Source organism: Serratia sp. LTN-2, assembly GCF_059740205.1.
Genome location: NZ_JCAXDO010000008.1, coordinates 124,122 through 148,982 on the forward strand (window position 1 = coordinate 124,122; position 24,861 = coordinate 148,982).

The window sequence follows — 24,861 nt, forward strand, 5'->3', positions numbered from 1 at the left end:
AGGATTTTCCAGTGCCGCCGCAGACGAGTCAATCGATGAATTGTATGCGTATTTGGCAACACCGCGCGGCAATGGACAATCACTGTATAAAAACCCATACTATAATTTATCTATATTAGCGCCAAAACCGGCATCTCGCTGAATGTCGCGCACGCCACCCGGCGGAAGACGAAGGGGTTATGACAGCACTGCAACAGGGTTTCCTGCTCACTCGCCACTGGCGCGACACGCCCACCGGCACCGAGGTCGAATTTTGGCTGGCGACCGACGCGGGCCCGCGTCAGCTGCGTCTGCCGCCGCAAACCTCGGTGGCGTTTATCCCCGCCGAACACCGGCAGCGCGCGGAACTGCTGCTGCGGGAAGAGCGGCAAGTCGAACTGAAACCGCTGGCACTGACGGATTTTCACCACCGCCCGATGCTGGGGCTTTACTGCCGCCAGCACCGTCAGCTCATCAAGCTGGAAAAACTGCTGCGGGAAGGCGGCGTTGCGGTCTACGAGGCCGACATTCGCCCACCGGAGCGCTACCTGATGGAGCGCTTCATCACCGCGCCGGTGTGGTTCAACGGCAACCCCAACGGCGGCGGCCTGTTGCTCAACGGCCAGATGAAGCCGGCGCCGGAGTACCGCCCAACGCTCAAGCTGGTATCGCTGGATATCGAGACCACCGCCCACGGCGAACTTTACTCCATCGCGCTGGAAGGCTGCGGCCAGCGGCAGGTGTACATGCTGGGGCCGGCCAACGGCGGCGATGAGCCGCTGGATTTCGATCTGGAATATTGCGCCAGCCGCCCCCAGCTGCTGGAACGGTTGAACGCCTGGCTGGAACGCCACGATCCCGACGCCATCATCGGCTGGAACCTGGTGCAGTTCGATCTGCGGGTGCTGCAAAAGCACGCCGAGCGCTACCAGATCCCGCTGCGGCTGGGGCGCGGCGGCAACCTGCTGGAGTGGCGCGAGCACGGCTTCAAACAGAACCACTTTTTCGCCGCCGCCGCCGGCCGGCTGATCATCGACGGCATCGAAGCGCTGAAATCCGCCACCTGGAACTTTCCCTCCTTCAGCCTGGAATACGTTTCACAGGAACTGTTGGGTGAAGGCAAGGCGATCGACAACCCTTATCAGCGCATGGCGGAGATCGACCGGCGCTTCGCTGAAGACAAGCCGGCGCTGGCCCGCTACAACCTGAAGGACTGCGAGCTGGTGACGCGCATCTTCGCCAAGGCCGATCTGCTGAACTTCCTGCTGGAGCGCGCCACCGTCACCGGGCTGGCGGCCGATCGCAGCGGTGGCTCGGTGGCAGCCTTCAGCCACCTCTATATGCCGCGCATGCACCGCCTGGGCTTTGTCGCCCCCAACCTCGGCGAACAGCCGGAGGAGCACAGCCCCGGCGGCTTCGTGATGGACTCGCGGCCCGGCCTGTACGACTCGGTGCTGGTGCTGGACTATAAAAGCCTGTACCCGTCGATCATTCGCACCTTCCTGATCGATCCGGTCGGGCTGGTGGAGGGCATGCGCCATCCGGGCGACGCCGACTCGGTGCCCGGCTTTCGCAACGCCCGCTTCTCGCGCAGCAAACACTGCCTGCCGGCGATCGTCGAGCAGATCTGGCAGGGCCGCGAGGCCGCCAAACGCCAGCACAACAAGCCCCTGTCGCAGGCGCTGAAAATCATCATGAACGCGCTGTACGGCGTGCTGGGATCGAGCGGCTGCCGCTTCTTCGATCCGCGGCTGGCGTCGTCGATCACCCTGCGTGGCCACGAGATCATGCGGCAAACCCGCGAGCTGATCGAAGCCGAAGGCTACCAGGTAATTTACGGCGATACCGACTCCACCTTCGTGTGGCTGAAACAGCCGCATGACGAGCAACAGGCGGCGCAGATCGGCCGGGCGCTGGTGCAACGGGTCAACGCCTGGTGGCGGCAACAGCTGCAGCAGCAGTTCGGGCTGGAGAACGCGCTGGAGCTGGAGTTCGAAACCCACTACTCCCGTTTCCTGATGCCGACCATTCGCGGCGCCGAACAGGGCAGCAAAAAACGCTACGCCGGCCTGATCGCACGCGCCGACGGCGAGGAAGAGATGGTGTACAAAGGGCTGGAAACGGTGCGCACCGACTGGACGCCGCTGGCGCAGCAATTCCAGCAACAGCTCTATCAGCGCATCTTCAAACGGCAGCCCTATCAGGACTATGTGCGCGACTACGTCGGCAAAACCCTGAACGGCGACTTCGACGATCAGCTGGTGTACCGCAAACGCCTGCGCAGAAAGCTCGACGACTATCAGCGCAACGTGCCGCCACATGCCCGCGCCGCGCGCATCGCCGACGACTACAACCGCCAACAGGGGCGGCCGCTGCAGTATCAGAACGGCGGCTGGATCAGCTACGTGATGACCGTGGCCGGGCCGGAACCGCTGGAAACCCGCCATTCGCCCATCGACTATCAGCATTACCTCGAACGCCAGCTGCAACCGGTGGCAGACGCTATACTCCCTTTCTTGCACGACGATTTCACCACGCTGGTCACCGGGCAAATGGGGCTGTTTTGAGATTGCGCCAGGTTAAGAAAAATCATCGGGTTTTGCAGGTGACGAACGCGCCGCCTTCCATTACCATAGCGCCCTTCCCAAAACTGAACCACGCTTAGCCCTGCCGTCTCGCGACGTCTGCATGGCGTGAACGGCTATTGCCCGCCAAATTTAAAACAAACCGGGATTAGCTGACGTTCAGTACAGGTGCCGCGGCCCTTCCCGCCCGGTAACAAGACTTACTTACAAAGAATCGAGCCGACAATATATGCCTTTTACTCTTGGTCAACGCTGGATCAGCGACACGGAAAGCGAATTAGGATTGGGAACCGTCGTGGCGCTGGATGCGCGCATGATTACCCTGCTTTTCCCCGCCACCGGTGAAAACCGCCTCTATGCCAGAAACGATTCGCCGATCACCCGCGTGATGTTCAACCCGGGCGATACCGTCAGCAGCCACGAGGGCTGGCAGCTGCAGGTGGAAGAGGTGAAAGAGGAAAACGGTCTGTTGACCTATATCGGCACCCGTCTGGACACCCAGGAAAGCGGCGTGGCGATGCGCGAAGTGCTGCTGGACAGCAAACTGACCTTCAGCAAACCGCAGGATCGTCTGTTCGCCGGCCAGATCGACCGCATGGACCGTTTCGCGCTGCGTTTTCGCGCGCGCAAATACCAGAGCGAGCAGTATCGCCTGCCGTTCGCCGGCCTGCGCGGCATGCGCGCCAGTCTGATCCCGCACCAGCTGCACATCGCCCATGAAGTCGGCCAGCGCCATGCGCCGCGCGTTCTGCTCGCGGACGAAGTCGGCCTCGGCAAAACCATCGAAGCCGGCATGATCATCCACCAGCAGCTGCTGGCGGGCCGCGCCGAGCGCGTGCTGATCGTGGTGCCGGAAACGCTGCAGCACCAGTGGCTGGTGGAGATGATGCGCCGCTTCAACCTCTACTTCTCGCTGTTTGACGACAGCCGCTACGCCGAAGCCAAGCTCGACAGCAGCAACCCGTTCGAGACCGAACAGCTGGTGATCTGCTCGCTGGACTTCGTGCGCCGCAACAAGCAGCGTCTGGAAGAGCTGGCGGACGCCCAGTGGGACCTGCTGGTGGTCGATGAAGCGCACCACCTGGCCTGGAGCGAAGAAGCGCCGAGCCGCGAATATCAGGTGATCGAACAGCTGGCCGAGCATATCCCCGGCGTGTTGCTGCTGACCGCCACCCCGGAACAGCTCGGCCAACAGAGCCACTTTGCGCGCCTGCGCCTGCTCGATCCAAACCGTTTCCACGACTACGGCGAGTTCGTCGCCGAGCAGCAGAAATACCGTCCGGTGGCCGACGCCGTCACCCTGTTGCTGAGCGGTGAGCGCCTGGCTGACGACAAGCTGAACCTGCTGGGCGAGCTGATCGACGAGCAGGACATCGAGCCGCTGCTCAAAGCCGCCAACAGCGAAGGCGACAACGCCGAGCAGGCGCGCCAGGAGCTGGTTTCGATGCTGATGGATCGCCACGGCACCAGCCGCGTGCTGTTCCGCAACACCCGTAACGGCGTGAAGGGCTTCCCGCACCGCAACCTGCACCAGATCAAGCTGCCGTTGCCGACCCAGTATCAGACCGCGATCAAAGTCTCCGGCATCATGGGCGCCAAAAAGTCCGTCGAAGCCCGTGCGCGCGACATGCTGTACCCGGAGCAAATCTACCAGGAATTCGAAGGCGAAAACGCCACCTGGTGGAACTTCGACCCGCGCGTCGAATGGCTGCTGGATTACCTGCTGGCCAACCGCAACGAAAAAGTGCTGGTGATCTGCGCCAAGGCCGACACTGCGCTGCAGCTGGAGCAGGTGCTGCGCGAACGTGAAGCGATCCGCGCCGCGGTGTTCCACGAAGGGCTGTCGATCATCGAGCGCGACCGCGCCGCCGCCTACTTCGCCTCCGAAGAGGAAGGCGCGCAGGTGCTGCTGTGTTCCGAGATCGGTTCCGAAGGCCGCAACTTCCAGTTCGCCAGCCAGCTGGTGATGTTCGATCTGCCGTTCAACCCGGACCTGCTGGAGCAGCGTATCGGCCGTCTGGACCGTATAGGCCAGATGCACGACATCCAGATCATGGTGCCTTACCTGGAGCACACCGCGCAGGCGGTGCTGGGCCGCTGGTTCCACGAAGGGCTGGACGCCTTCGAGCACACCTGCCCGACCGGCCGCACCATCTACGACAGCTGCTATGAGCAGTTGATCGGTTTTCTGGCCGCGCCGACCGAGCAGGAAGGGCTGGACGAATTCATCCACGCCTGCCGCCAACAGCACGATCAATTGAAAGCGCAGTTGGAACAGGGGCGCGACCGCCTGCTGGAGATGCACTCCAACGGCGGCGATAAAGCCCAGGCGCTGGCCGCCGCCATCGCCGAGCAGGATAACGACGTCAACCTGGTGGGCTTTGCGCTCAACCTGTTCGACATCGTCGGCATCAATCAGGAAGACCGCAGCGACAACCTGATCGTGCTGACGCCGTCCGACCATATGCTGGTGCCGGACTTCCCGGGCCTGCCGCAGGACGGCTGCACCGTCACCTTCGACCGCGATCAGGCGCTGTCGCGCGAAGACGCGCAGTTCGTCAGCTGGGAACACCCGATCATTCGCAACGGCCTGGATCTGATCCTGTCCGGCGATACCGGCAGCTGTGCGGTGTCCCTGTTGAAAAACAAAGCGTTGCCGGTCGGCACCCTGCTGGTTGAGCTGGTGTACGTGGTGGAAGCCCAGGCGCCGAAGCACCTGCAGCTGACCCGCTTCCTGCCGCCGACGCCGATCCGCATGCTGATGGATCGCAAGGGCACCAACCTGGCGGCGCAGGTCGAGTTCGAAAGCTTCAACCGCCAGTTGAACGCGGTCAACCGCCACACCTCCAGCAAGCTGGTCAACGCCGTGCAGCAAGACGTGCACGCCATGCTGCAGCAGGCGGAAAGCCTGGTCGAAGCGCAGGCGCGCACGCTTATCGAGCAAGCCAAACAAGAGGCGGACGACAAGCTGAGCGCCGAGCTGGCGCGTCTGGAAGCGCTGAAAGCGGTCAACCCGAACATTCGCGACGACGAAGTCGAAACGCTGGAGTTCAACCGCCGTCAGGTGCTGGCCAACCTCAATGAAGCCGGCTGGCGCCTGGATGCCATTCGTCTGGTGGTGGTCACCCACCAGTAACCGGCGCGACGCGGGGAGGCAGCCGCCTCCCCGTTCGGCCCTTTTCGCGGAGCCAAGATGGAACCCTATAATCCCCCGCAGGACCCGCTGCACATCCTGTATCAGGATGAACACATCATGGTGGTCAACAAGCCCAGCGGCTTGCTGTCGGTGCCCGGCCGCGCGCCGGAAAACAAAGACAGCCTGATGACCCGCATTCAGGCCGATCATCCGGCCGCCGAATCGGTGCACCGGCTCGACATGGCCACCAGCGGGGTGATCGTGGTGGCGCTCAACAAGGCCGCCGAGCGTGAGCTGAAGCGGCAGTTCCGCGAACGCGAACCGAAGAAATCCTATATCGCCCGCGTTTGGGGGCATATGGAACATGACGAGGGGTTGGTGGATTTGCCGCTGATCTGCGACTGGCCGAATCGGCCGCTGCAAAAGGTGTGTTTTGACACCGGCAAAGCGGCGCAAACCGAGTATCTGGTGCTGTCGCGCGACGCCGATGGCAGCACGCGCGTGAAGCTGACGCCGATCACCGGCCGCTCACATCAGCTGCGGGTGCACATGCTGGCGCTGGGGCACCCGATACTCGGCGACGGTTTCTACGCCCCGCCGGAAGCCAAGGCGATGGCGCCGCGATTGCAGCTGCATGCGCAAGAGTTGCGCATCACCCATCCCGCCTTCCAGACGCCGATGCACTTTCGCGCCGAGCCGGATTTCTGAATCATATGTTAAACGGGCTCGGCATGCCGGGCCCGCTTTCATCGCCTATTTAAAACCTTTCTCGCGTTTGATCAGGTCGTACGCAGCCTGAATCTCCTGCGCTTTTTGCTTGGCCATTTCCATCATCTGCGGCGGCAAGCCTTTCGCCACCAGCTTATCCGGATGGTGTTCGCTCATCAGCTTACGGTAGGCGCGCTTGATGGTGGCGGCATCGTCGCTGCTGTTCACGCCGAGCACCTTGCACGCATCGTCGAGCGTCGGGCCGCGCTGAGCCTGCTGATAGCCGCCCTGCGAATACCCGCCCTGTTGACCGCCGCCGAATTGGCGCCCCCCCTCCATCATGCTGAGGAACTGATCGAACTGCGCGCGCGAAATGCCCAGCTCTTCGGCGATGACGTACAGTACCTGACGTTCATTCGGATGCAGCGAGCCGTCGGCGAACGCCGCCTGAATCTGAATTTCCAGAAACATCCGAATCAAATCAAAGCGGCCAAAGCAGATGCTGCGGAACTGCTGCAGCGTCTCACGCAGCGGGAACTGGCTCTGTTTGCCCTCGCGGAACGCCTGCTGCGCCGCGGTGCGCGCTTCGCCGTGCAGCTGCAGGCGATCCATGAACAGGCTGGCAATCTGGATATCCGCCTCGGTGACGCGTCCTTTGGATTTGGTCAGGTGGCCCATCACCTGAAAAGTGGTGCGGAAAAACAGCGTTTGCCGCGTTTGCTGGTCGGTGAAAAAACCCCGGCTGCGCTTGTTGCTGCGCGCCGTATCGATCATATGACCGATAATCAGCCCCAGAACTACACCCCAGAATCCCGCGCCAGACCAGATGGCGACGATGACGCCGAGCAGTTTTCCCCAATACTGCATATACTCCTCAATTATCATGCCGAAAGCCGCCCGCTCTCCTCCGTTTCAGGAAAGGGCGCAGGCGATTTTTCCCAGAATTTGGATTATCATACCTGTCATTTATCTTTGCGCCTAACGACGACGCAAGTAAACGGCTGGATTTAGCACTAGCGCAACGCAGATGAGTAATATAGTCTCTGACCGTTTGCCGGACACGACGCCTCTGATGACGGAACACCAAAACCGCGTATGAAAAAAAGTTTCCCAACCCTGCTGGCCACGATGATTTGGACGGCACTCTACAGTCAGCATGCGCTGGCTGATCTGGCCGAGCAATGCATGCTTGGCGTTCCCGTTTACGACAAGCCTTTGGTCAGCGGCGATCCAAACAGCCAGCCTGTGACCATCAATGCCGACGACTCGCGCGCCGACTACCCGAAAAGCGCCCTGTTCAGCGGCAACGTGCGTGTCGAGCAGGGCAACAGCACCCTGACCGCCAAAGAAGTTGAGCTGAACCAGACGCAAAACCCGGGTCAGACGGAGCCCGTGCGCACCGTCACGGCCACCGGTGACGTGCACTACAGCGACAATCAGATCAAACTGAAAGGCCCGAAGGCCTGGTCGAACCTGAACACCAAAGATACCGACGTCTATGAGGGCGACTACCAGATGGTAGGTCGTCAGGGGCGCGGCGACGCCGACAAGATGAAAATGCGCGGCGCCAACCGTTACACCATTCTGGAAAACGGCACCTTTACCTCCTGTCTGCCAGGTGACGACAGCTGGAGCGTAGTCGGCTCCGAAGTGATCCACGATCGTGAAGAACAAGTGGCAGAAGTGTGGAACGCCCGCTTCCGCATCGGCGGCGTGCCGGTGTTCTACAGCCCGTATCTGCAGCTGCCGGTCGGCGACAAGCGCCGCTCCGGCTTCCTGATCCCGAACGCCAAGTACGGCAGCAACAACGGCTTCGAATTCATGTTGCCGTACTACTGGAACATCGCGCCGAACTACGACGCCACCATCACGCCGCACTATATGTCCAAGCGCGGCCTGCAGTGGCAGACCGAATTCCGCTACCTGGTGCAGCCGGGTCTCGGCCTGATGGAGTTGGACTGGCTGCCGAAAGATCGGGAATACGGCAAAGACAATGACGACAGCAAACGCTGGCTGTTCTACTGGAACCACAACGGTGTCATGGACCAGGTGTGGCGCTTCAACGTCGACTACACCAAGGTCAGCGATTACAAATACTTCACCGATCTGGACTCCAAGTACGGGTCCACCACCGACGGCTACGCCACGCAAAAATTCAGCCTCGGCTACGCCAACGAGAACTGGAACGCCACGCTGAGCTCCAAGCAGTTCCAGATCTTCGACAATACCGATCGTACCTGGTCGCAGACCTACAAGGTGCAGCCGCAGCTGGACCTGAACTACTACAAGAACGACCTCGGCCCGTTCGATTTCCATATCTACGGCCAGGCGGCCAAGTTCACCAGCGTCAACCCGTATAGCCCGGACGCCACCCGTCTGCATATGGAACCGACGCTCAACCTGCCGCTAACCAACGGCTGGGCCAGCCTGAACACCGAAGCCAAGGTGATGGCGACCCACTACCAGCAGGATATTCCTGACGGTTTCGCCGCCAACTACCAGAGCCGCAAAGGCGCCGCCGCGCCGGATCTTGACGATTCGGTCAACCGCGTATTGCCGCAGTTCAAGGTCGACGGCAAGCTGGTGTTCGAGCGGCCGATGATCTGGGCAGAAGGCGCTACCCAGACCCTGGAGCCGCGCGTGCAGTACCTGTACGTGCCGTATCGCGATCAGAGCAACATCTACACCTACGACACTACGCTGCTGCAGACCGATTACTCCGGCCTGTTCCGCGACCGCACCTACAGCGGCCTGGATCGCATCGCTTCGCAGAACCGTGTCTCCACCGGTTTGACCACCCGTATTTATGATGACGCGCTGGTTGAACGTTTTAACGCTTCCGTGGGTCAAATCTACTACTTCAGCCGTTCGCGTACCGGCGACCAGATGACGAGTTTCGATAACAACGATAATACCGGCAGCGTGGCCTGGGCCGGCGATACCTATTGGAAGATCGACGATCGTTGGGGTCTGCGCGGCGGCCTGCAGTACGACACCCGCCTGAGCAGCGTCTCGCTGGGCAACGGCGTGGTGGAATACCGCCAGGACGCCGAGCGCGTGGTGCAGCTGAACTACCGTTACGCCACGCCGGAATACATCCAGACGGCGTTGAACACCAAGACGGTTCCGGCCTTCCAGGACGGCATCTCGCAGGTGGGCATTACCGGCAGCTGGCCGATCGCCGATCGTTGGGCGGTCGTCGGGGCGTATTACTACGACACCCGCGCCAAACAATCCGCCGATCAGCTGGTGGGGCTGAAGTACAACACCTGCTGCTGGGCAGTGACCCTGGGCTATGAGCGCAAGATCACCGACTGGAACACCAGCAACAATACCAGCGTTTACGACAACAGAGTTTCGTTCAACGTCGAACTGCGTGGCCTGAGCAGCGATCATAGTCTCGGCTCCGCGGAAATGCTGCGCTCCGGCATTCTGCCGTATCAGCGCGCATTCTGACGCTTTGCAACACTTTGAAAACGAGAACTTTCACCCGCATTTGCGGATTACATAATGGGAAATGTATGAAGAACTGGAGAACGCTTATTCTCGGATTGGTGGTTTGCGCCAATGCCGCGTTCGCAGCACCCCAAGAAGTGGATAAAGTCGCCGCCGTCGTGGATAACGGCGTGGTACTCGAAAGCGACGTCAACGGACTGTTGCAGTCGGTGAAACTCAACGCCCAGCAGGCCGGCCAACAGCTGCCGGACGACAAGACGCTGCGCCATCAGATCATCGAACGTCTGATCATGGATAACATCCAGCTGCAGATGGCCAAGAAAATGGGCATCACCGTGTCCGACGCCGATCTGGACAAGGCGATCGCCAACATCGCCGCGCAAAACCGCATGAGCGTCGATCAGCTGCGCAGCCGCCTGTCGTATGAAGGGCTGAACTACAACACCTATCGCGCGCAGATCCGCAAAGAGATGCTGATCTCCGAAGTGCGTAACAACGAAGTGCGTCGCCGCGTCACCATCCTGCCGCAGGAAGTGGACTCGCTGGCCAAACAGGTGGGTGCGCAGAACGGCAGCGACACCGAAATGAACATCAGCCACATCCTGATCCCGCTGCCTGAGAACCCGTCGCAGCAGCAGGTCGACAAAGCCGAAGAACTGGCCAAACGTCTGGTGGGCGAGATCAACAGCGGCGCCGACTTCGGCAAGCTGGCGATCACCTACTCCGCTGACTCTCAGGCGCTGAAAGGCGGCAACATGGGCTGGGGCAAACTGCAAGAGATCCCGACCCTGTTCGCGGAACGTCTGGTGAGCGCCAAGAAAGGCGACGTCGTCGGCCCAATCCGTTCCGGCGTCGGCTTCCATATCCTGAAAGTGAACGACATCCGCGGCGCCAGTCAGTCGGTCTCGGTCACCGAAGTGCACGCCCGTCACATCCTGCTGAAGCCTTCCGTGGTGTTGACTGACGATCAGGCGCGCGCCAAGCTGCAATCCGTGGCGGAAGCCATCAAGAGCGGCCGCGCCAAATTCGCCGACGAAGCCAAACAGCTGTCGCAAGATCCGGGTTCCGCCATGCAGGGCGGCGATCTGGGCTGGGCTTCTCCGGACATCTACGATCCGGCCTTCCGCGATGCGCTGCTGAAGCTGAGCAAGGGTGAAATCAGCGCGCCGGTACACTCTTCCTTCGGTTGGCACCTGATTCAGCTGCTGGATACCCGTCAGGTGGATAAAACCGACGCCGCGCAGAAAGATCGCGCTTACCGCATGCTGTTCAACCGCAAGTTCGCCGAAGAAGCGCAGACCTGGATGCAGGAACAGCGCGCCCAGGCCTACGTGAAGATCCTCGATGGCAGCGATGCACAGCAATAAACGCGTCGTCATTACCCCCGGCGAACCCGCCGGGGTGGGGCCGGATTTGGTAGCCGCCCTGGCGCAACAGGATTGGCCTGTTGAGCTGGTGGTGTGCGCCGATCCGGCCTTGTTGCTTGAACGCGCCGAACGCCTGGGCCTGCCGCTGACGCTGCGCGACTACCAACCGCAGCAACCGGCCGAAGCGCAACGCGCCGGCACGCTGACCGTGCTGCCGGTGCCGCTCGCTCACCCGGTTACCGCCGGTGAGTTGAACGTCGGCAACAGCGCCTACGTGGTGGAAACCCTGGCGCGCGCCTGCGACGGCTGCCTGAACGGCGAGTTTTCCGCACTGATCACCGGCCCGGTGAACAAGGGCGTGATCAACGACGCCGGCGTGCCGTTTATCGGCCATACCGAATTCTTTGCCGATCGCAGCCGCTGCGATCGCGTGGTGATGATGCTCGCGACCGAAGAGCTGCGCGTGGCGCTGGCGACCACCCACCTGCCGCTGCTGGCGGTGCCGGGCGCCATCACGCAGCAGAGCCTGTTCGAAGTCATCCGCATTCTCGACCACGATCTGAAAACCAAATTTGGCATCGCCCAGCCGCACATTTACGTCTGCGGTCTGAATCCCCACGCCGGGGAAGGCGGCCATATGGGGCGCGAAGAGATAGACACCATCATCCCGGCGCTCGATGCGCTGCGCGCTGACGGCATCCATCTTGTCGGCCCGCTGCCGGCGGACACCCTGTTCCAGCCCAAATATCTGCAAGATGCCGATGCGGTGCTGGCGATGTATCACGATCAGGGGCTGCCGGTGCTAAAATACCAAGGGTTCGGCCGCGCGGTGAATATCACCCTCGGTTTGCCTTTCATACGCACCTCGGTCGACCACGGCACCGCTCTGGAACTGGCCGGCACCGGCACCGCCGATGTCGGCAGTTTCCAAACGGCCCTGAATCTCGCCATTAAAATGATAATTAATTGTAATGAATAACAGAGTCCACCAAGGGCACTTTGCCCGCAAACGCTTTGGACAAAACTTTTTAACCGATCAGTTTGTCATCGATAGCATTGTCTCCGCCATTCACCCGCAGCCGGGCGAAGCGGTGGTTGAGATCGGCCCCGGTCTCGGCGCCTTGACCGAGCCGGTCGGCGCGCGCATGGACCGCATGACGGTGATCGAACTGGACCGCGATCTGGCCACCCGGCTGGAGAATCATCCGCAGCTGAAAGACAAGCTGACCATCCGCCAGCAGGACGCCATGACGGTGAATTTCGCCGAACTGGCCGAGGAAGCTGGCCAACCGCTGCGCGTATTTGGTAACCTGCCGTACAATATTTCGACGCCGCTGATGTTCCACCTTTTCAGCTATACTCAGGCAATCCGCGACATGCACTTTATGTTGCAGAAAGAGGTGGTCAACCGTCTGGTGGCCGGCCCTGACAGCAAGGCCTACGGGCGTTTGACCGTGATGGCGCAGTACTACTGCAACGTCATTCCGGTGCTGGAAGTGCCGCCGACCGCGTTCGCGCCGCCGCCGAAGGTCGATTCCGCCGTGGTGCGCCTGGTGCCGCACCGCGTGCTGCCAAACCCGGTGGGCGACGTGCGTATGCTGAGCCGCATCACCACGCAGGCGTTCAACCAGCGGCGGAAAACCATCCGCAATAGCCTGGGCGACCTGTTCACGCCGGAGCAGCTGACGGAACTGGGTGTCGATCCTTCGCTCAGAGCAGAGAATATTTCTGTGGCGCAGTACTGCAAGCTGGCGAACTGGCTGTCAGCCAATCCGGCGCCGCAGCAATAAGGAGTTGTTGTCATGATTGATTCGCCCCGCGTGTGTATTCAGGTTCAGAGCATCTATGTGGAATCACAGTCGATCCCTGAAGAAGAGCGTTACGTCTTCGCCTATACCATCACTATCCGCAATTTGGGGCGGAGCGACGTGCAACTGCTGGGCCGTTACTGGCTGATCACCAACAGCAACGGCCGCCAAACCGAAGTCCAGGGCGAAGGCGTGATCGGCGAACAGCCCGTCATTCCGCCCGGCGGAGAGTTTCAGTATACCAGCGGCGCCATTCTGGAAACGCCGCTGGGCACCATGGAAGGCCATTACGAAATGGTTGATCATCAGGGTCAGCCGTTCCGCACCGCTATTCCCGTGTTCCGCTTAGCCATTCCAACGCTGATCCATTAATTATGTCGACATACCTTATCGGCGACGTTCACGGCTGTTTTGATGAACTGAAGTCGCTGCTGGCTCAGGCTGCTTTCGATCCCGAGCGCGATCAACTGTGGCTGACCGGCGATCTGGTGGCGCGCGGCCCCGCCTCGCTGGACGTGCTGCGCTACGTGCGCTCGCTCGGCCCGGCGGTGCGCATGGTGCTGGGCAACCACGATCTGCACCTGCTGGCGGTTTACGCCGGCATCAGCCGCAACAAACCCAAAGATCGCATCACACCGCTGCTGGAAGCGCCTGACGCCGACGAGCTGATCAACTGGCTGCGCCGCCAACCGGTGCTGCAGGTGGATGATGAGCAAAAGCTGGTGATGGCGCACGCCGGCATCACCCCGCAGTGGGATATCGACACCGCGAAAATGTGTGCGCGCGAAGTGGAGGCGGTATTGAGCAGCGACAGCTACCCGCTGTTCCTCGACGCCATGTACGGTGATATGCCGAACAACTGGGCGCCGGAGTTGAGCGGCCTGGCGCGCCTGCGTTTCAGCACCAATGCGTTCACGCGCATGCGCTACTGCTTCCCCAACGGCCAGCTCGACATGATCTGCAAAGATGCGCCGGGCAGCGCACCTGCGCCGCTGAAACCGTGGTTCGAACTGCCGCGCCTGATCGACCCCGAATACACCATCATCTTCGGCCATTGGGCCTCGCTCGAAGGCAAGGGCACGCCGGAAGGCGTGATCGGGCTGGATACCGGCTGCTGCTGGGGCGGCGATCTGACGATGCTGCGCTGGGAAGACCGTCGTTATTTCACCCAGCCAGCTAATCGCAGCGAAGCGCCTGACGCCGGCAGATTAGCCGCATCCTGAAAATACAAAGGCGGCCCCGTGGCCGCCTTTGTTTTCTATATTATCGCCTTACGCCCCAATCACCCCGCCATCTTCACGCGTGATCATCAATACCGATGAACGCGGGCGCGGGCTGTTGTTCGGGAAGTGCGAATCGCCCTCTTCTCCCGGATGCTGCACGTTGACGAACATCGTCCTGTAGTCCGGAGTGAAGGTGATGCCGGTCAGTTCGCAGGACTTCGGCCCCACCATAAAGCGGCGAATTTCGCCGCTGACCGGATCGCCCACCAGCATCTGGTTGTTGCCCTGCCCGACGTAGTCGCCCTTGTTGCTGTACTTGCCGTCGGTGAGGATCCACAGGCGGCCGGCGCGATCGAATCCCAGCCCGTCCGGGCTGTTGAAGGTGTTATCCGCCGTGATGTTCGGCGTGCCGCGGTTAACGCCTTCCGGGTGGGCGATCGGGTTACCGCACAGCGCATAGATATCCCACGCGAAAGCGTCGGCGGTGGCGTCGCCGCCCTCGTCCCAGCGAATAATCTGGCCATAGACATTGTTCGGCCGCGGATTAGCGGCGTTCAACGGCATCCCTTCCTCGCCGCGCTTGCTGTTGTTGGTCAGCGTGCAGTACGCGCGGCCGTCATGCGGGTTCACCGCGATCCACTCCGGGCGATCCATTTTAGTGGCGCCGACCTGCTGCGCCGCCTTACGGGCGAAGATCAGCACTTCAGCCTCATCGCGGAAACCGTTCTCCGGCGTCAGGCCGTTCGTGCCGAACTCGAGCGCAATCCAGCGCCCTTTGCCCTTCAGCGGGGTGCCGGCTTCGTCGCCGTCAAACTGCGCCACATACAGCGTCCCTTCGTCCAGCAGCGTGCGATTGTTGGCCGGATTGGCGATGTCGACCACGCCTTTGGAGATGTACTTATAGATATGCTCGCCGCGCTCGTCGTCCCCCATATACACCACCAGACGGCCGTCTTTGGCGACGGTCACCGCCGCGTTCTCATGTTTGAAGCGGCCCAGCGCAGTGTGCTTAATCGGCGTCGAGGTTGGATCCAGCGGATCGATCTCCACGATCCAGCCGTGGCGGTTGAATTCGTTGGGGTTCTTCGCCACGTCGAAGCGTTCGTCGTAGTCCGGCCAGTTGCGCTCCGGCTCGTTGGCCTTCAGCGTGTAGCGTTTCTGTTCCGGGGTAGTTTGGTAATCGGCCTGGTGAGTCCCGAAGTAGGTATCGAAATTTTCTTCACAGGTCAGGTAAGTGCCCCACGGCGTCTTGCCGTTGGCGCAGTTGCCGAAGGTGCCCAACACCTTGCGGCCGCTCGGATCGGCGGCGGTCTGCAGCAGCGGATGCCCGGCAGCCGGGCCGCTGAACTGCATGTCGCTGTTGGCGGTAATGCGGCGGTTATAGCGCGACGGGCGCTCGACTTCCCAGCGCTGGCCATCGCCGACGCGTTTGACCGCCACGATAGAGACGCCGTGCGCCGCCTGCGACTTGCGCACTTCTTCCAGGCTGGTGGCCTTGGTGCCGCCGTGGGCGAACAGGTACTGCTCGTTGACGTATTCGTTGTTGATGGCCATCACGCCGTGATTGTCATCGATCGGGAAAAAGCTCATGCCGTCGTTGTTGTCGCCAAACTGCTTTTCCTGATCGGCGGCGCTGTTGTTGCCCTGCGGATCGAAGGCCGGCGCGCCGTCCACCAGCGGCTCGCCCCAGGAGATCAGCACCTCGGCCCGGTAGCCCGGCGTGATGGTCACCTCATCGGCGGTCGACGCGGCGATGCCCTGAAAGCCCAGCAGCCTGTTCGGCGGCAGATCCTCGGCCAACGCCTCGGCGGAGACCGACCAGATGCCGCCGCCGAGAAAACCGGCCAGGCCGACGGCGCCGGCGCTGCCGAGCAGCAGTTTGCGGCGAGTGGGATCGATCAGGCGATCGGCGTCTAATTGCTCAATTTGCTTGGTCATAGCGTGGTTACCTTTTTAGTTATGGCGCCGCGATCAAGATTCACCAGAGTTGCCGAGGCGCTCGGAGTTGGGCTTCATACTAATCAGGTAATGTGACGGAAAGGTTACGCATGACGGACGCAAAAAGACCGGGGGCGCAATTGCTTGCGCCCCCGGGGATAGCCTGGCTAACGCGCTGAAATCAGCGGCGCTGCAGGATCTCGAAGCAGTAGCTGTGCGAGTTCAGATCGTCGGCGTCGTGGAACTCGCTGAAGGTGGTTTCCCACTCGTCCGGCTCGTAATCGGGGAAGTGGGTATCGCCGCCGACTTCGGCGTCGATGTGCGTCAGGTACAGGCGATCGGCGCGCGGCAGCAGCTGGGTATAGATGCGCCCGCCGCCGATCACCATCACTTCTTCCACGTCGCCGGCGGCGGCCAGCGCCTCATCCAGCGAAGTCGCCCAGGTCACCCCGGCTTCGCTGCCCGGGCGGCTGCTCAAAACGATATTGTGGCGGCCCGGCAGCGGGCGGCCGATGGACTCGAAGGTCTTGCGGCCCATAATAACCGGCTTATTCAACGTGTTGCGTTTAAACCACGCAAGGTCCGCCGGCAGGTGCCACGGCATGGCGTTTTCCATGCCAATAACGCGATCCGCCGCCAAGGCAGCGATCAGGCTGATAATCATTGTTTAACCCTGTGTAGGCAGCAAAATTGGTGACACTATACGTAAAGGCCTGAGTGCCGTCGATAGGCTAATCAAGCAAGATGAATATATAAGATAGCTCTTATCAGCATATCTAATAACCAACGTTCTTCCGCCGGGAAATTTCACACGCCGGGGCGTTTGCGGTACAGCCACAGACCCGGTAACGACAGGCCGATCGACAAGGCGCCGACGATGAAACTGGCCTTAAGGAAGTTGGTGATCATGGTCTCCATCAAGGCCTCGCTGTAGCCCAGATGCGAGATCTCTACCACAGTTATCATCGCGGTATAGGCGGAAATGCCGGGGAACATCGGGATCACCGCCGCCACGGTGAATACCTTCGGGTGCGCCAGCAGCCAGCGCGACCAATAGATGCCGATGATGCCGATCAGGATCGCCGCCAGCAACGAGGCCCACTCGATGTTCATGCCGCCGTGCATCATCAGCATGCGCGAACCGCGCCCGATAGCCCCGAGCAACGCGCAATAGCGCAGCGCACGCAGCGGCACGTTGAACACCATGGCGAAGCCCAGCGCCGGCACCGCCGCCAACAGCATCTCCTGCAACAAGGCCCACAGCAGATTCATGACCACCCCCGCAGATCCCACAGCGACATCGCCATCACCACGCCGATACAGGTCGCCAACGTCAACAGGCTGGCCATCGCCCAGCGTGCCAGCCCGGTATTCACATGCCCTTTGAACATGTCGGCCACCGCGTTGATCAACGGAAAGCCCGGCACCAGCAGCAGCACGCTGGCGGCCATCGCCACGCTCGAGGTATCTTTAAACGCCGGCAGGCGCAGCAGCAATCCGGAGATCGACGTAGCGACAAACGCCGTCAGGCAGAAATTGATCAACGGATTCATATGCCGGGCGGTGAGGATTTGGCGCACCAACATCGCCGTGCCGCTGGCGATAAAGGTCACCAGGAAGGCGTCGCCACCGCCGCCGTTGAGCATGCTGAAGCACCCGCAGGACAACCCCACCATCAGCACCACCAGCCAGCGCGGATAGCGCAGCGGCCGGATCCTTTCAAAGCGGCGCGCCACGTCGTGCGCATCCGCCAGGTGGTGCTCGGCGAGGATCACGATATGCTGCACTTCGGTCACCACCTGCATATTGATGCCGCGATCGACGTTCTTGCGGGTGGTGGTCAGGCAGGCGCCGTGGCTGAGGGTGGTCAGCACCACCGCATTGGCGGAGATCGAGCTTTCCACGCTGTCCATCCCCAGCGCCAACCCCAGGCGGGTCGACAGCTGTTCCACCACCGTGCTCTCGGCGCCGTGCTGCAACAGCAGCAACGCGCATTGAATGCACAGGCGGGTGATTTCACGCTGTTGCCGATGCGGTTCCGGCATGTCTGTGGCGGTAGTCTGCTGCATGGTGCTCCGTCGCGGGTGGTAGATGAATTATTATCATAGAGCCTAACAATACCTCATTGGGTTGATGCGCATCAGAGGAAGCGGCGTTATTATCGCCAGAATTCTGCCTTTTGCGCGAGACGCTCCCATGCTTGAAACTTCGCTGTTCGTCGCCGGCATCGCCACCCTTGGCATGCTCTCCCCCGGCCCGGATTTTTTCCTGGTGATTAAAAACGCCGCCCGCTACCCACGTCTGGCCGCCATGATGACCGCCTTCGGCGTGATCTGCGGCGTCGCCACCCACATGTCCTACTGCGTCGCCGGACTGGCGGTGGTGATCACCACTACGCCGTGGCTGTTCAACCTGCTGAAATACGCCGGGGCGGTGTATCTGGTGTGGATCGGCATCCAGGCGCTGCTGTCGCGCGGCGGCGGCAAAATGAACGTCAGCAATCTGCCGCAGCAGCAGGTCAGCCTGAAGAGCGCCTTTGCGCAAGGCTACCTGTGCAATCTGCTGAACCCAAAGGCCACCCTGTTCTTCCTGGCGGTGTTCACCCAGGTGCTGCAGATCGATTCTGGCCTGGGCGACAAACTGTGGTACGCGGGGATTATTCTCGGCCTGTCGGTCATCTGGTGGCCGCTGCTGGTATTCCTGATCCAAAGCGGACCGGTACGCCGCGGGCTGGAGAAGGCACAGAAGGTCGTCGACAAATTGCTGGGCGGCATGCTGATCGCCTTAGGCATCAAGGTCGCGCTGAGCTGAACAAAAAAACGGGGCGCCATCGCGGCGCCCCTGTTGTTATCCTTTGGCTTCTTTGGCTTCCACCACTTCGTCTTCCGGCGCCTTGCCGTCGATACTGCCGCGCCAACCGGTCTGCTGCACCCGCGCCAACCGATTCTGATCCTGCTCGATGGCCGCGCTGAGCATCTCCTTGGCCCGTTGCAGGCTGGCGATACGGAATTCAGTGTCCTGATAATTCTCCAGCGTATCTTCCAGCATCTTCAGGTTATAGCGACGGAAAGTGTCCGCTTTCTCGCGCGCTTCATAGGCGTCCAGTCCCAGCAGCTCTAGCGTTTCACGGCCGATGCGCAGCGAGCTTTCGAAGGTTTCGCGCTCCGGTTTTTCCACCCCCAGTTGCCGCAGCTGATACCAGTGGTCGACGTCGCGCGCCCGCGCCACCACCTTCAGATGCGGGAAGTGCTGCCTGGCCAGCTCGGTTAACGCCAGGCTGTCCTCCACATCGTCGATGGCGTTGATCAACACCTTGGCGTGGGCGGCGCCGGCGGCCTCCAGCAGATCGGCCCGCGTGGCGTCGCCGTAGAACACCTTGGTGTCGAATTTGCGCAGCGTTTCGATATGATCCGGATCGTGATCCAGTACCACGGTGTGCACGCCGTTGGCCAACAGCAGACGACCGGCGATCTGACCGAAACGGCCGAAACCGGCGATGATCACGCTGGCATTTTCGTCGTCAATGACGTCAGCCGGGCGCTCCTCTTTCGGCGCATTTTTCTCCAGCTGCGCGGCGATCACCAACAGCAGCGGCGTGGCCGCCATCGACAGCGCCACCGCCAGCGTCAGCGACTTGGCCCACTCGACCGGCAAAACGCCGGCCAGCTGCGCCGCGCTGAAGATAACGAAAGCGAACTCACTGCCCTGGCCAAGCAAAATGGCGAACAGGCCGCGCTGGCGTTTCGGCACCCCAAGCAGCGGCCCGATCAGCCACAGCAGCGCCGCTTTGATCAGCATAAAGCCCAGCAGCAGCGAGGCGATCAGCAGCGGATGATGGAACAGGGTGCCGAAATCGATCGACATGCCGACGCCGATGAAGAACAGCCCCAGCAGCAGCCCTTTGAATGGCTGAATATCGCTCTCCAGCGCGTGGCGGTATTCCGAGCTCGCCAGCAGTACCCCGGCGAGAAACGCCCCCATCGCCATCGACAGCCCGGCCATCTCCAGCAGGATGCCGAAGCCGAACACCAGGAACAGCGCCACGGCGCTGAATACCTCGCGCATGCCCGAGCGGGCGACGAAATGCAGCAGCGGGCGGGTGACATAGCGGCCGAGCAGCACCACCATCACCAGCGCGCCCACCACCTTGGCCGCCGACAGCACGAATGCGCCCAGCGTGGTGCTGGCGCCGCTGCTGGCCAGCAGTGGGATCATCGCCACCAGCGGGATCGCCGCGATGTCCTGGAACAGCAGCACCGCAAACGCGCTGCGGCCGATCGGAGACGGCGTCAAATTGCGTTCGCTCATCGCCTGCATGGCGATGGCGGTGGATGAGAGCGCCAGCGTCAAACCGATCAGCAGCGCCACCTTCCAGTTGAGGCCAAGGAAGTAACAGAACGCGCTCAGCGCCAGGCCGCAGCCTACCATCTGAATGCTGCCGCCGCCGAACACCGAGGCGCGCAGCGTCCACAGCCGCTTGGGATCCAGCTCCAGACCGATGATAAACAGCATCAGCACCACGCCGATCTCGGCGAAGGTGAGGATCGACTCGGCGTCCGACACCAGTTTCAGCCCCCAGGGGCCGATGATGCAGCCGGCGATCAGGTAACCGAGCACCGAGCCCAGCCCCAGCCGCACCGCGATCGGTACAAATAACGCGGCGGAGCCGAGATAGATCAGCCCCTCGATCATCATATGGTGATTATCCATGGCTGGCCTCCCCGGTTTCCGCTTCGGCGTGTTCCATCAGGTAGTCGACCAACCGCTGCCGGTAGGCTTCACCGGCGGCGAGCAGCGCCGGTTCGTTGCAGGTAAAGGTGTTGTGCAGGGCGAAATACGGCTGCCAGTTCATGCCGCAATAGATCGCCGTGGCCTGCAGCGGCTGCGCCAGCGCGGCGAAGTTGGGAAAATCGCCCAGTTCGAAATGGTGCTCGTCACCGCCGCTGGTTACCGCCCACAGGCAGTCTTTGCCCACCAGCGCATTGCCGTCGTGGCCATAGGCCCAGCCGTGCTCCAGCACTTTATCGATCCACAGCTTCAACAGCGGCGGAAAGCTGTACCACTGCATCGGATGCTGCAACACCACCATGTCGGCGCGCTCCAGCGCCTGCTGTTCGGCATTGATGTCGATATTGAAATCGGGGTACAGCTCATACAGCGAGCGCACCTCTACCTCGGGGAGATCCTTCACCGCCTGCAGCAGGCGCTGATTGGCATGCGAATGCCGGGGATACGGGTGAGCATAAATTATCAAAATCATTGTTATCGTCGTTCCTTCGTTCCTTGCCAATACACCAAGCATATACCAATCACACAGAGTGACAGTTTGCCCACTGATTGATAGCGGAAATTTTTAACGCCAGCCGACAAATTTGCTGAATAAAAAAGGGGCGCTGCATTGCAGCGCCCCTGACATAGCGTTATCGCACGGTTACTTGCCGATGCGCGCGTGCATTTCCTGCACCGAAGTGACCTGCTCGGTCGGATCCGCTTTCAGCGCCATCGCGGTGGCGAAGCCGCCGTTCAGCGTAGTGTCGTAGTGCACCTTGTACTGCAGGGCGCTGCGGCGAATCAGCTTGGAGTCTTCAATCGCCTGACGGCCGGCCGTGGTGTTGACGATGTAGGTGTACTCGCCGTTCTTGATACGGTCCTGAATGTGCGGACGCCCTTCGTGCACCTTGTTGACCAGGCGCGGGTTGATGCCTGCTTCGCCCAGCACCACCGCGGTGCCGTGGGTTGCGTCCAGCTCGAAGCCCTGCTTCAGCAGGCTGGCGGCCAGGTCGACCACGCGGGCTTTATCGCCTTCGCGCACCGACAGCAGCGCGCGGCCCTGTTTCTTCATGCCCGAGTTGCTGCCCAGCATCGCTTTGGAGAAGGCTTCCGCGAAGGTGCGGCCCACGCCCATCACTTCCCCGGTAGAGCGCATTTCCGGCCCCAGAATCGGGTCGACGCCCGGGAATTTGTTGAACGGCAGCACCACTTCTTTCACCGAGTAGTACGGCGGGATGATCTCTTCGGTCACGCCCTGCTCAACCAGCGTTTTGCCCGCCATCACGCGCGCGGCCACCTTGGCCAGCGGCACGCCGGTGGCTTTGGACACGAACGGCACGGTACGCGCGGCGCGCGGGTTGACTTCAATCAGGTATACTTCGTTGTCTTTCACCGCGAACTGCACGTTCATCAAGCCGCGCACCTGCAGCTCGAACGCCAGTTTTTCCACCTGGCGACGCATCACGTCCTGAATTTCCTGGCTCAGGGTGTATGCCGGCAGCGAACACGCGGAGTCGCCGGAGTGCACGCCCGCCTGTTCGATGTGCTCCATGATGCCGCCAATCAGCACGCGCTCGCCGTCGCAGATGGCGTCGACGTCCACTTCTACCGCATCGTCCAGGAAGCGGTCCAGCAGCACCGGCGCATCGTTGGACACGCTGACCGCGGTCTGGAAGTAACGGCGCAGGTCGGTTTCGTCATAGACGATTTCCATAGCCCGGCCGCCCAGCACGTAGGAAGGGCGCACCACCAGCGGATAGCCGATGCCCGCCGCCTTCTCCACCGCCTGCTCGATGGCGGTGACGGTGGCGTTGGCCGGCTGCTTCAGGCCCAGACGGTTAACCGCCTGCTGGAAGCGCTCGCGGTCTTCGGCGCGGTCGATGGCGTCCGGGCTGGTGCCGATGATCGGCACGCCTGCGGCTTCCAGCTCGCGCGCCAGCTTCAGCGGAGTCTGGCCGCCGTACTGTACGATAACGCCTTTCGGCTTCTCGATGCGCACGATTTCCAGCACGTCTTCCAGCGTTACCGGCTCAAAGTACAGACGGTCGGAGGTGTCGTAGTCGGTGGAGACGGTTTCCGGGTTACAGTTGACCATGATGGTCTCGTAGCCGTCTTCGCGCAGCGCCAGCGAGGCGTGCACGCAGCAGTAGTCGAACTCGATGCCCTGGCCGATACGGTTCGGCCCGCCGCCCAGCACCATCACTTTCGGCCGGTCGTTGGTCGGATTGGACTCGCACTCTTCTTCATAAGTGGAGTACATGTAGGCGGTGTCGGTGGCGAATTCCGCCGCACAGGTGTCCACGCGCTTGTACACCGGGTGCAAACCGTGGCTGTGGCGCAGCTTGCGAATTTCGCTCTCGGCGACGCCGGCCAGCTTGGCCAGGCGCGCATCGGCGAAGCCTTTGCGCTTCAGGGTGCGCAGGAACTCTTTGTTCAGGCCGTTGATGCCCGCGTCGGCCACCTGCTCTTCCAGGCGCACCAGCTCTTCAATCTGCACCAGGAACCAGCGGTCGACGTTGGTCAGGTTGAAGACGCCGTCGACCGACAGACCGGCGCGGAAGGCGTCGGCGATGTACCAGATGCGGTCGGAACCGGCGTCTTTCAGCTCGCGGCGAATTTTGGTCAGCGCTTCCGGATCGTCCAGGCTCACTTTCGGGTCGAAACCGGTGGCGCCCACTTCCAGGCCGCGCAGCGCTTTCTGCAGCGACTCCTGTTGGGTGCGGCCGATGGCCATCACTTCACCGACCGACTTCATCTGGGTGGTCAGGCGATCGTTGGCGCCGGCGAACTTCTCGAAGTTGAAGCGCGGGATCTTGGTGACGACGTAGTCGATGGACGGCTCGAACGACGCCGGGGTGCGGCCGCCGGTGATGTCGTTCATCAGCTCATCGAGGGTGTAACCCACCGCCAGCTTGGCGGCGATCTTGGCGATTGGGAAGCCGGTGGCTTTCGACGCCAGCGCCGAAGAGCGCGATACGCGCGGGTTCATTTCGATGACGATCAGGCGGCCGGTTTTCGGGTTGACCGAGAACTGCACGTTGGAGCCGCCGGTTTCGACGCCGATCTCACGCAGCACCGCCATCGAGGCGTTGCGCATGATTTGGTATTCCTTGTCGGTCAGGGTCTGGGCCGGCGCGACGGTGATCGAGTCGCCGGTGTGGATGCCCATGGCGTCGAAGTTTTCGATGGAGCAAACGATGATGCAGTTGTCGTTCTTATCACGCACCACTTCCATCTCGTACTCTTTCCAACCGATCAGCGATTCGTCGATCAGCAGCTCGTTGGTCGGCGACAGATCCAGACCGCGTTCGCAGATTTCTTCGAACTCTTCACGGTTGTAAGCGATGCCGCCGCCGGTACCGCCCATGGTAAAGGAAGGACGGATGATGCACGGGAAGCCGACGTCAGCGGCAACCGCCAGCGCTTCTTCCATGGTGTGCGCGATGCCGGAGCGCGCGGTATCCAGACCGATCTTCTTCATCGCCACGTCGAAACGGCGACGGTCTTCGGCCTTGTCGATCGCATCGGCGGTAGCGCCGATCATGGTGACGCCGAACTCGGCCAGCACCCCCTGACGCTCCAGCTCCAGCGCGCAGTTCAGCGCCGTCTGGCCGCCCATGGTCGGCAGCACCGCATCCGGGCGCTCTTTTTCGATGATCTTGCGCACCACTTCCCAGTGGATCGGCTCAATGTAGGTAGCGTCGGCCATTTCCGGGTCGGTCATGATGGTCGCCGGGTTGGAGTTGACCAGAATGACGCGGTAGCCCTCTTCGCGCAACGCTTTACACGCCTGGGCACCAGAGTAGTCGAACTCACACGCCTGGCCGATAACAATCGGGCCCGCGCCGAGGATCAGGATGCTTTTTATGTCTGTACGTTTTGGCATTTTTT

18 protein-coding genes are annotated in these 24,861 nt (G+C 61.5%); 10 read left to right on the forward strand and 8 right to left on the reverse strand.

Going from position 1 to position 24,861, the window contains the following annotated elements; genetic code table 11:
- The first annotated feature begins 179 nt into the window (after positions 1 to 179).
- The 3 genes from AC6BYQ_RS16655 (at position 180) to rluA (ending at position 6,408) form a co-directional block, all read left to right on the forward strand.
- Complete coding sequence (locus AC6BYQ_RS16655; protein WP_019455047.1) at positions 180 to 2,546, forward strand: DNA polymerase II; 2,367 nt, start codon at positions 180 to 182, stop codon at positions 2,544 to 2,546.
- A 247-nt stretch (positions 2,547 to 2,793) separates the two neighbouring features.
- Positions 2,794 to 5,700: an RNA polymerase-associated protein RapA gene (gene rapA / locus AC6BYQ_RS16660; RefSeq protein WP_025159632.1), complete on the forward strand. Its 2,907-nt coding sequence runs from the start codon at positions 2,794 to 2,796 to the stop codon at positions 5,698 to 5,700.
- 57 nt (positions 5,701 to 5,757) lie between these two features.
- Complete coding sequence (rluA, locus tag AC6BYQ_RS16665; RefSeq protein ID WP_004932866.1) at positions 5,758 to 6,408, forward strand: bifunctional tRNA pseudouridine(32) synthase/23S rRNA pseudouridine(746) synthase RluA; 651 nt, start codon at positions 5,758 to 5,760, stop codon at positions 6,406 to 6,408.
- A 45-nt stretch (positions 6,409 to 6,453) separates the two neighbouring features.
- Here rluA and djlA read toward each other — a convergent pair whose 3' ends face one another.
- Entirely contained in the window at positions 6,454 to 7,275 is an 822-nt protein-coding gene (gene djlA, locus AC6BYQ_RS16670; RefSeq protein ID WP_019455045.1) for a co-chaperone DjlA, read from the reverse strand.
- Between the two features lie 228 nt (positions 7,276 to 7,503).
- Between djlA and lptD the strand changes: the two genes are divergently transcribed.
- From lptD to apaH, 6 genes are all read left to right on the forward strand, one after another.
- Positions 7,504 to 9,864, forward strand: coding sequence for an LPS assembly protein LptD (lptD, locus tag AC6BYQ_RS16675; protein WP_063918143.1), 2,361 nt, complete (start codon positions 7,504 to 7,506; stop codon positions 9,862 to 9,864).
- Between the two features lie 65 nt (positions 9,865 to 9,929).
- Entirely contained in the window at positions 9,930 to 11,231 is a 1,302-nt protein-coding gene (gene surA / locus AC6BYQ_RS16680) for a peptidylprolyl isomerase SurA (protein WP_197667715.1), read from the forward strand.
- Complete coding sequence (gene pdxA, locus AC6BYQ_RS16685) at positions 11,218 to 12,210, forward strand: 4-hydroxythreonine-4-phosphate dehydrogenase PdxA (protein WP_025159630.1); 993 nt, start codon at positions 11,218 to 11,220, stop codon at positions 12,208 to 12,210. Before surA ends, pdxA begins: the two co-directional genes overlap by 14 nt.
- The gene (rsmA, locus tag AC6BYQ_RS16690; protein WP_063918142.1) at positions 12,203 to 13,021 is read left to right on the forward strand and encodes a 16S rRNA (adenine(1518)-N(6)/adenine(1519)-N(6))-dimethyltransferase RsmA; all 819 of its coding nucleotides are present in this window, start codon (positions 12,203 to 12,205) and stop codon (positions 13,019 to 13,021) included. The genes pdxA and rsmA overlap by 8 nt, the downstream gene beginning before the upstream one ends.
- Positions 13,022 to 13,033: 12 nt before the next feature.
- Entirely contained in the window at positions 13,034 to 13,411 is a 378-nt protein-coding gene (gene apaG / locus AC6BYQ_RS16695; RefSeq protein WP_019455040.1) for a Co2+/Mg2+ efflux facilitator ApaG/CorD, read from the forward strand.
- Positions 13,412 to 13,413: 2 nt separating this feature from the next.
- Positions 13,414 to 14,262, forward strand: a complete 849-nt coding sequence (gene apaH, locus AC6BYQ_RS16700; protein ID WP_019455039.1) for a bis(5'-nucleosyl)-tetraphosphatase (symmetrical) ApaH — start codon at positions 13,414 to 13,416, stop codon at positions 14,260 to 14,262.
- A gap of 48 nt (positions 14,263 to 14,310) precedes the next feature.
- Here the strand turns inward: apaH and AC6BYQ_RS16705 are convergent, their stop codons facing one another.
- The 4 genes from AC6BYQ_RS16705 to AC6BYQ_RS16720 form a co-directional block, all read right to left on the reverse strand.
- Positions 14,311 to 16,200 (reverse strand): PhoX family protein, encoded by a 1,890-nt coding sequence (locus AC6BYQ_RS16705; RefSeq protein ID WP_498057236.1) that lies wholly within the window; start codon positions 16,198 to 16,200, stop codon positions 14,311 to 14,313.
- A gap of 181 nt (positions 16,201 to 16,381) precedes the next feature.
- A complete protein-coding gene (folA, locus tag AC6BYQ_RS16710) occupies positions 16,382 to 16,864 on the reverse strand; it encodes a type 3 dihydrofolate reductase (protein ID WP_074055967.1) in 483 nt (160 codons plus the stop codon).
- Positions 16,865 to 17,007: 143 nt separating this feature from the next.
- Entirely contained in the window at positions 17,008 to 17,472 is a 465-nt protein-coding gene (locus AC6BYQ_RS16715; protein WP_019455036.1) for a threonine/serine exporter, read from the reverse strand.
- Positions 17,469 to 18,269, reverse strand: coding sequence for a threonine/serine exporter family protein (locus tag AC6BYQ_RS16720; RefSeq protein WP_019455035.1), 801 nt, complete (start codon positions 18,267 to 18,269; stop codon positions 17,469 to 17,471). The genes AC6BYQ_RS16715 and AC6BYQ_RS16720 overlap by 4 nt, the downstream gene beginning before the upstream one ends.
- A gap of 127 nt (positions 18,270 to 18,396) precedes the next feature.
- Between AC6BYQ_RS16720 and AC6BYQ_RS16725 the strand changes: the two genes are divergently transcribed.
- The gene (locus AC6BYQ_RS16725) at positions 18,397 to 19,011 is read left to right on the forward strand and encodes a LysE family translocator (RefSeq protein WP_019455034.1); all 615 of its coding nucleotides are present in this window, start codon (positions 18,397 to 18,399) and stop codon (positions 19,009 to 19,011) included.
- Positions 19,012 to 19,047: 36 nt separating this feature from the next.
- Here AC6BYQ_RS16725 and kefC read toward each other — a convergent pair whose 3' ends face one another.
- The 3 genes from kefC to carB all read right to left on the reverse strand — a co-directional run bounded on the left by kefC (position 19,048) and on the right by carB (position 24,856).
- Positions 19,048 to 20,910, reverse strand: coding sequence for a glutathione-regulated potassium-efflux system protein KefC (gene kefC, locus AC6BYQ_RS16730; RefSeq protein ID WP_019455033.1), 1,863 nt, complete (start codon positions 20,908 to 20,910; stop codon positions 19,048 to 19,050).
- Entirely contained in the window at positions 20,903 to 21,460 is a 558-nt protein-coding gene (gene kefF, locus AC6BYQ_RS16735) for a glutathione-regulated potassium-efflux system oxidoreductase KefF (RefSeq protein WP_063918140.1), read from the reverse strand. The genes kefC and kefF overlap by 8 nt, the downstream gene beginning before the upstream one ends.
- Before the next feature lie 171 nt (positions 21,461 to 21,631).
- On the reverse strand, positions 21,632 to 24,856 hold the full coding sequence (carB, locus tag AC6BYQ_RS16740; RefSeq protein ID WP_019455031.1) for a carbamoyl-phosphate synthase large subunit: 3,225 nt from the start codon (positions 24,854 to 24,856) through the stop codon (positions 21,632 to 21,634).
- Positions 24,857 to 24,861: the final 5 nt, after the last annotated feature.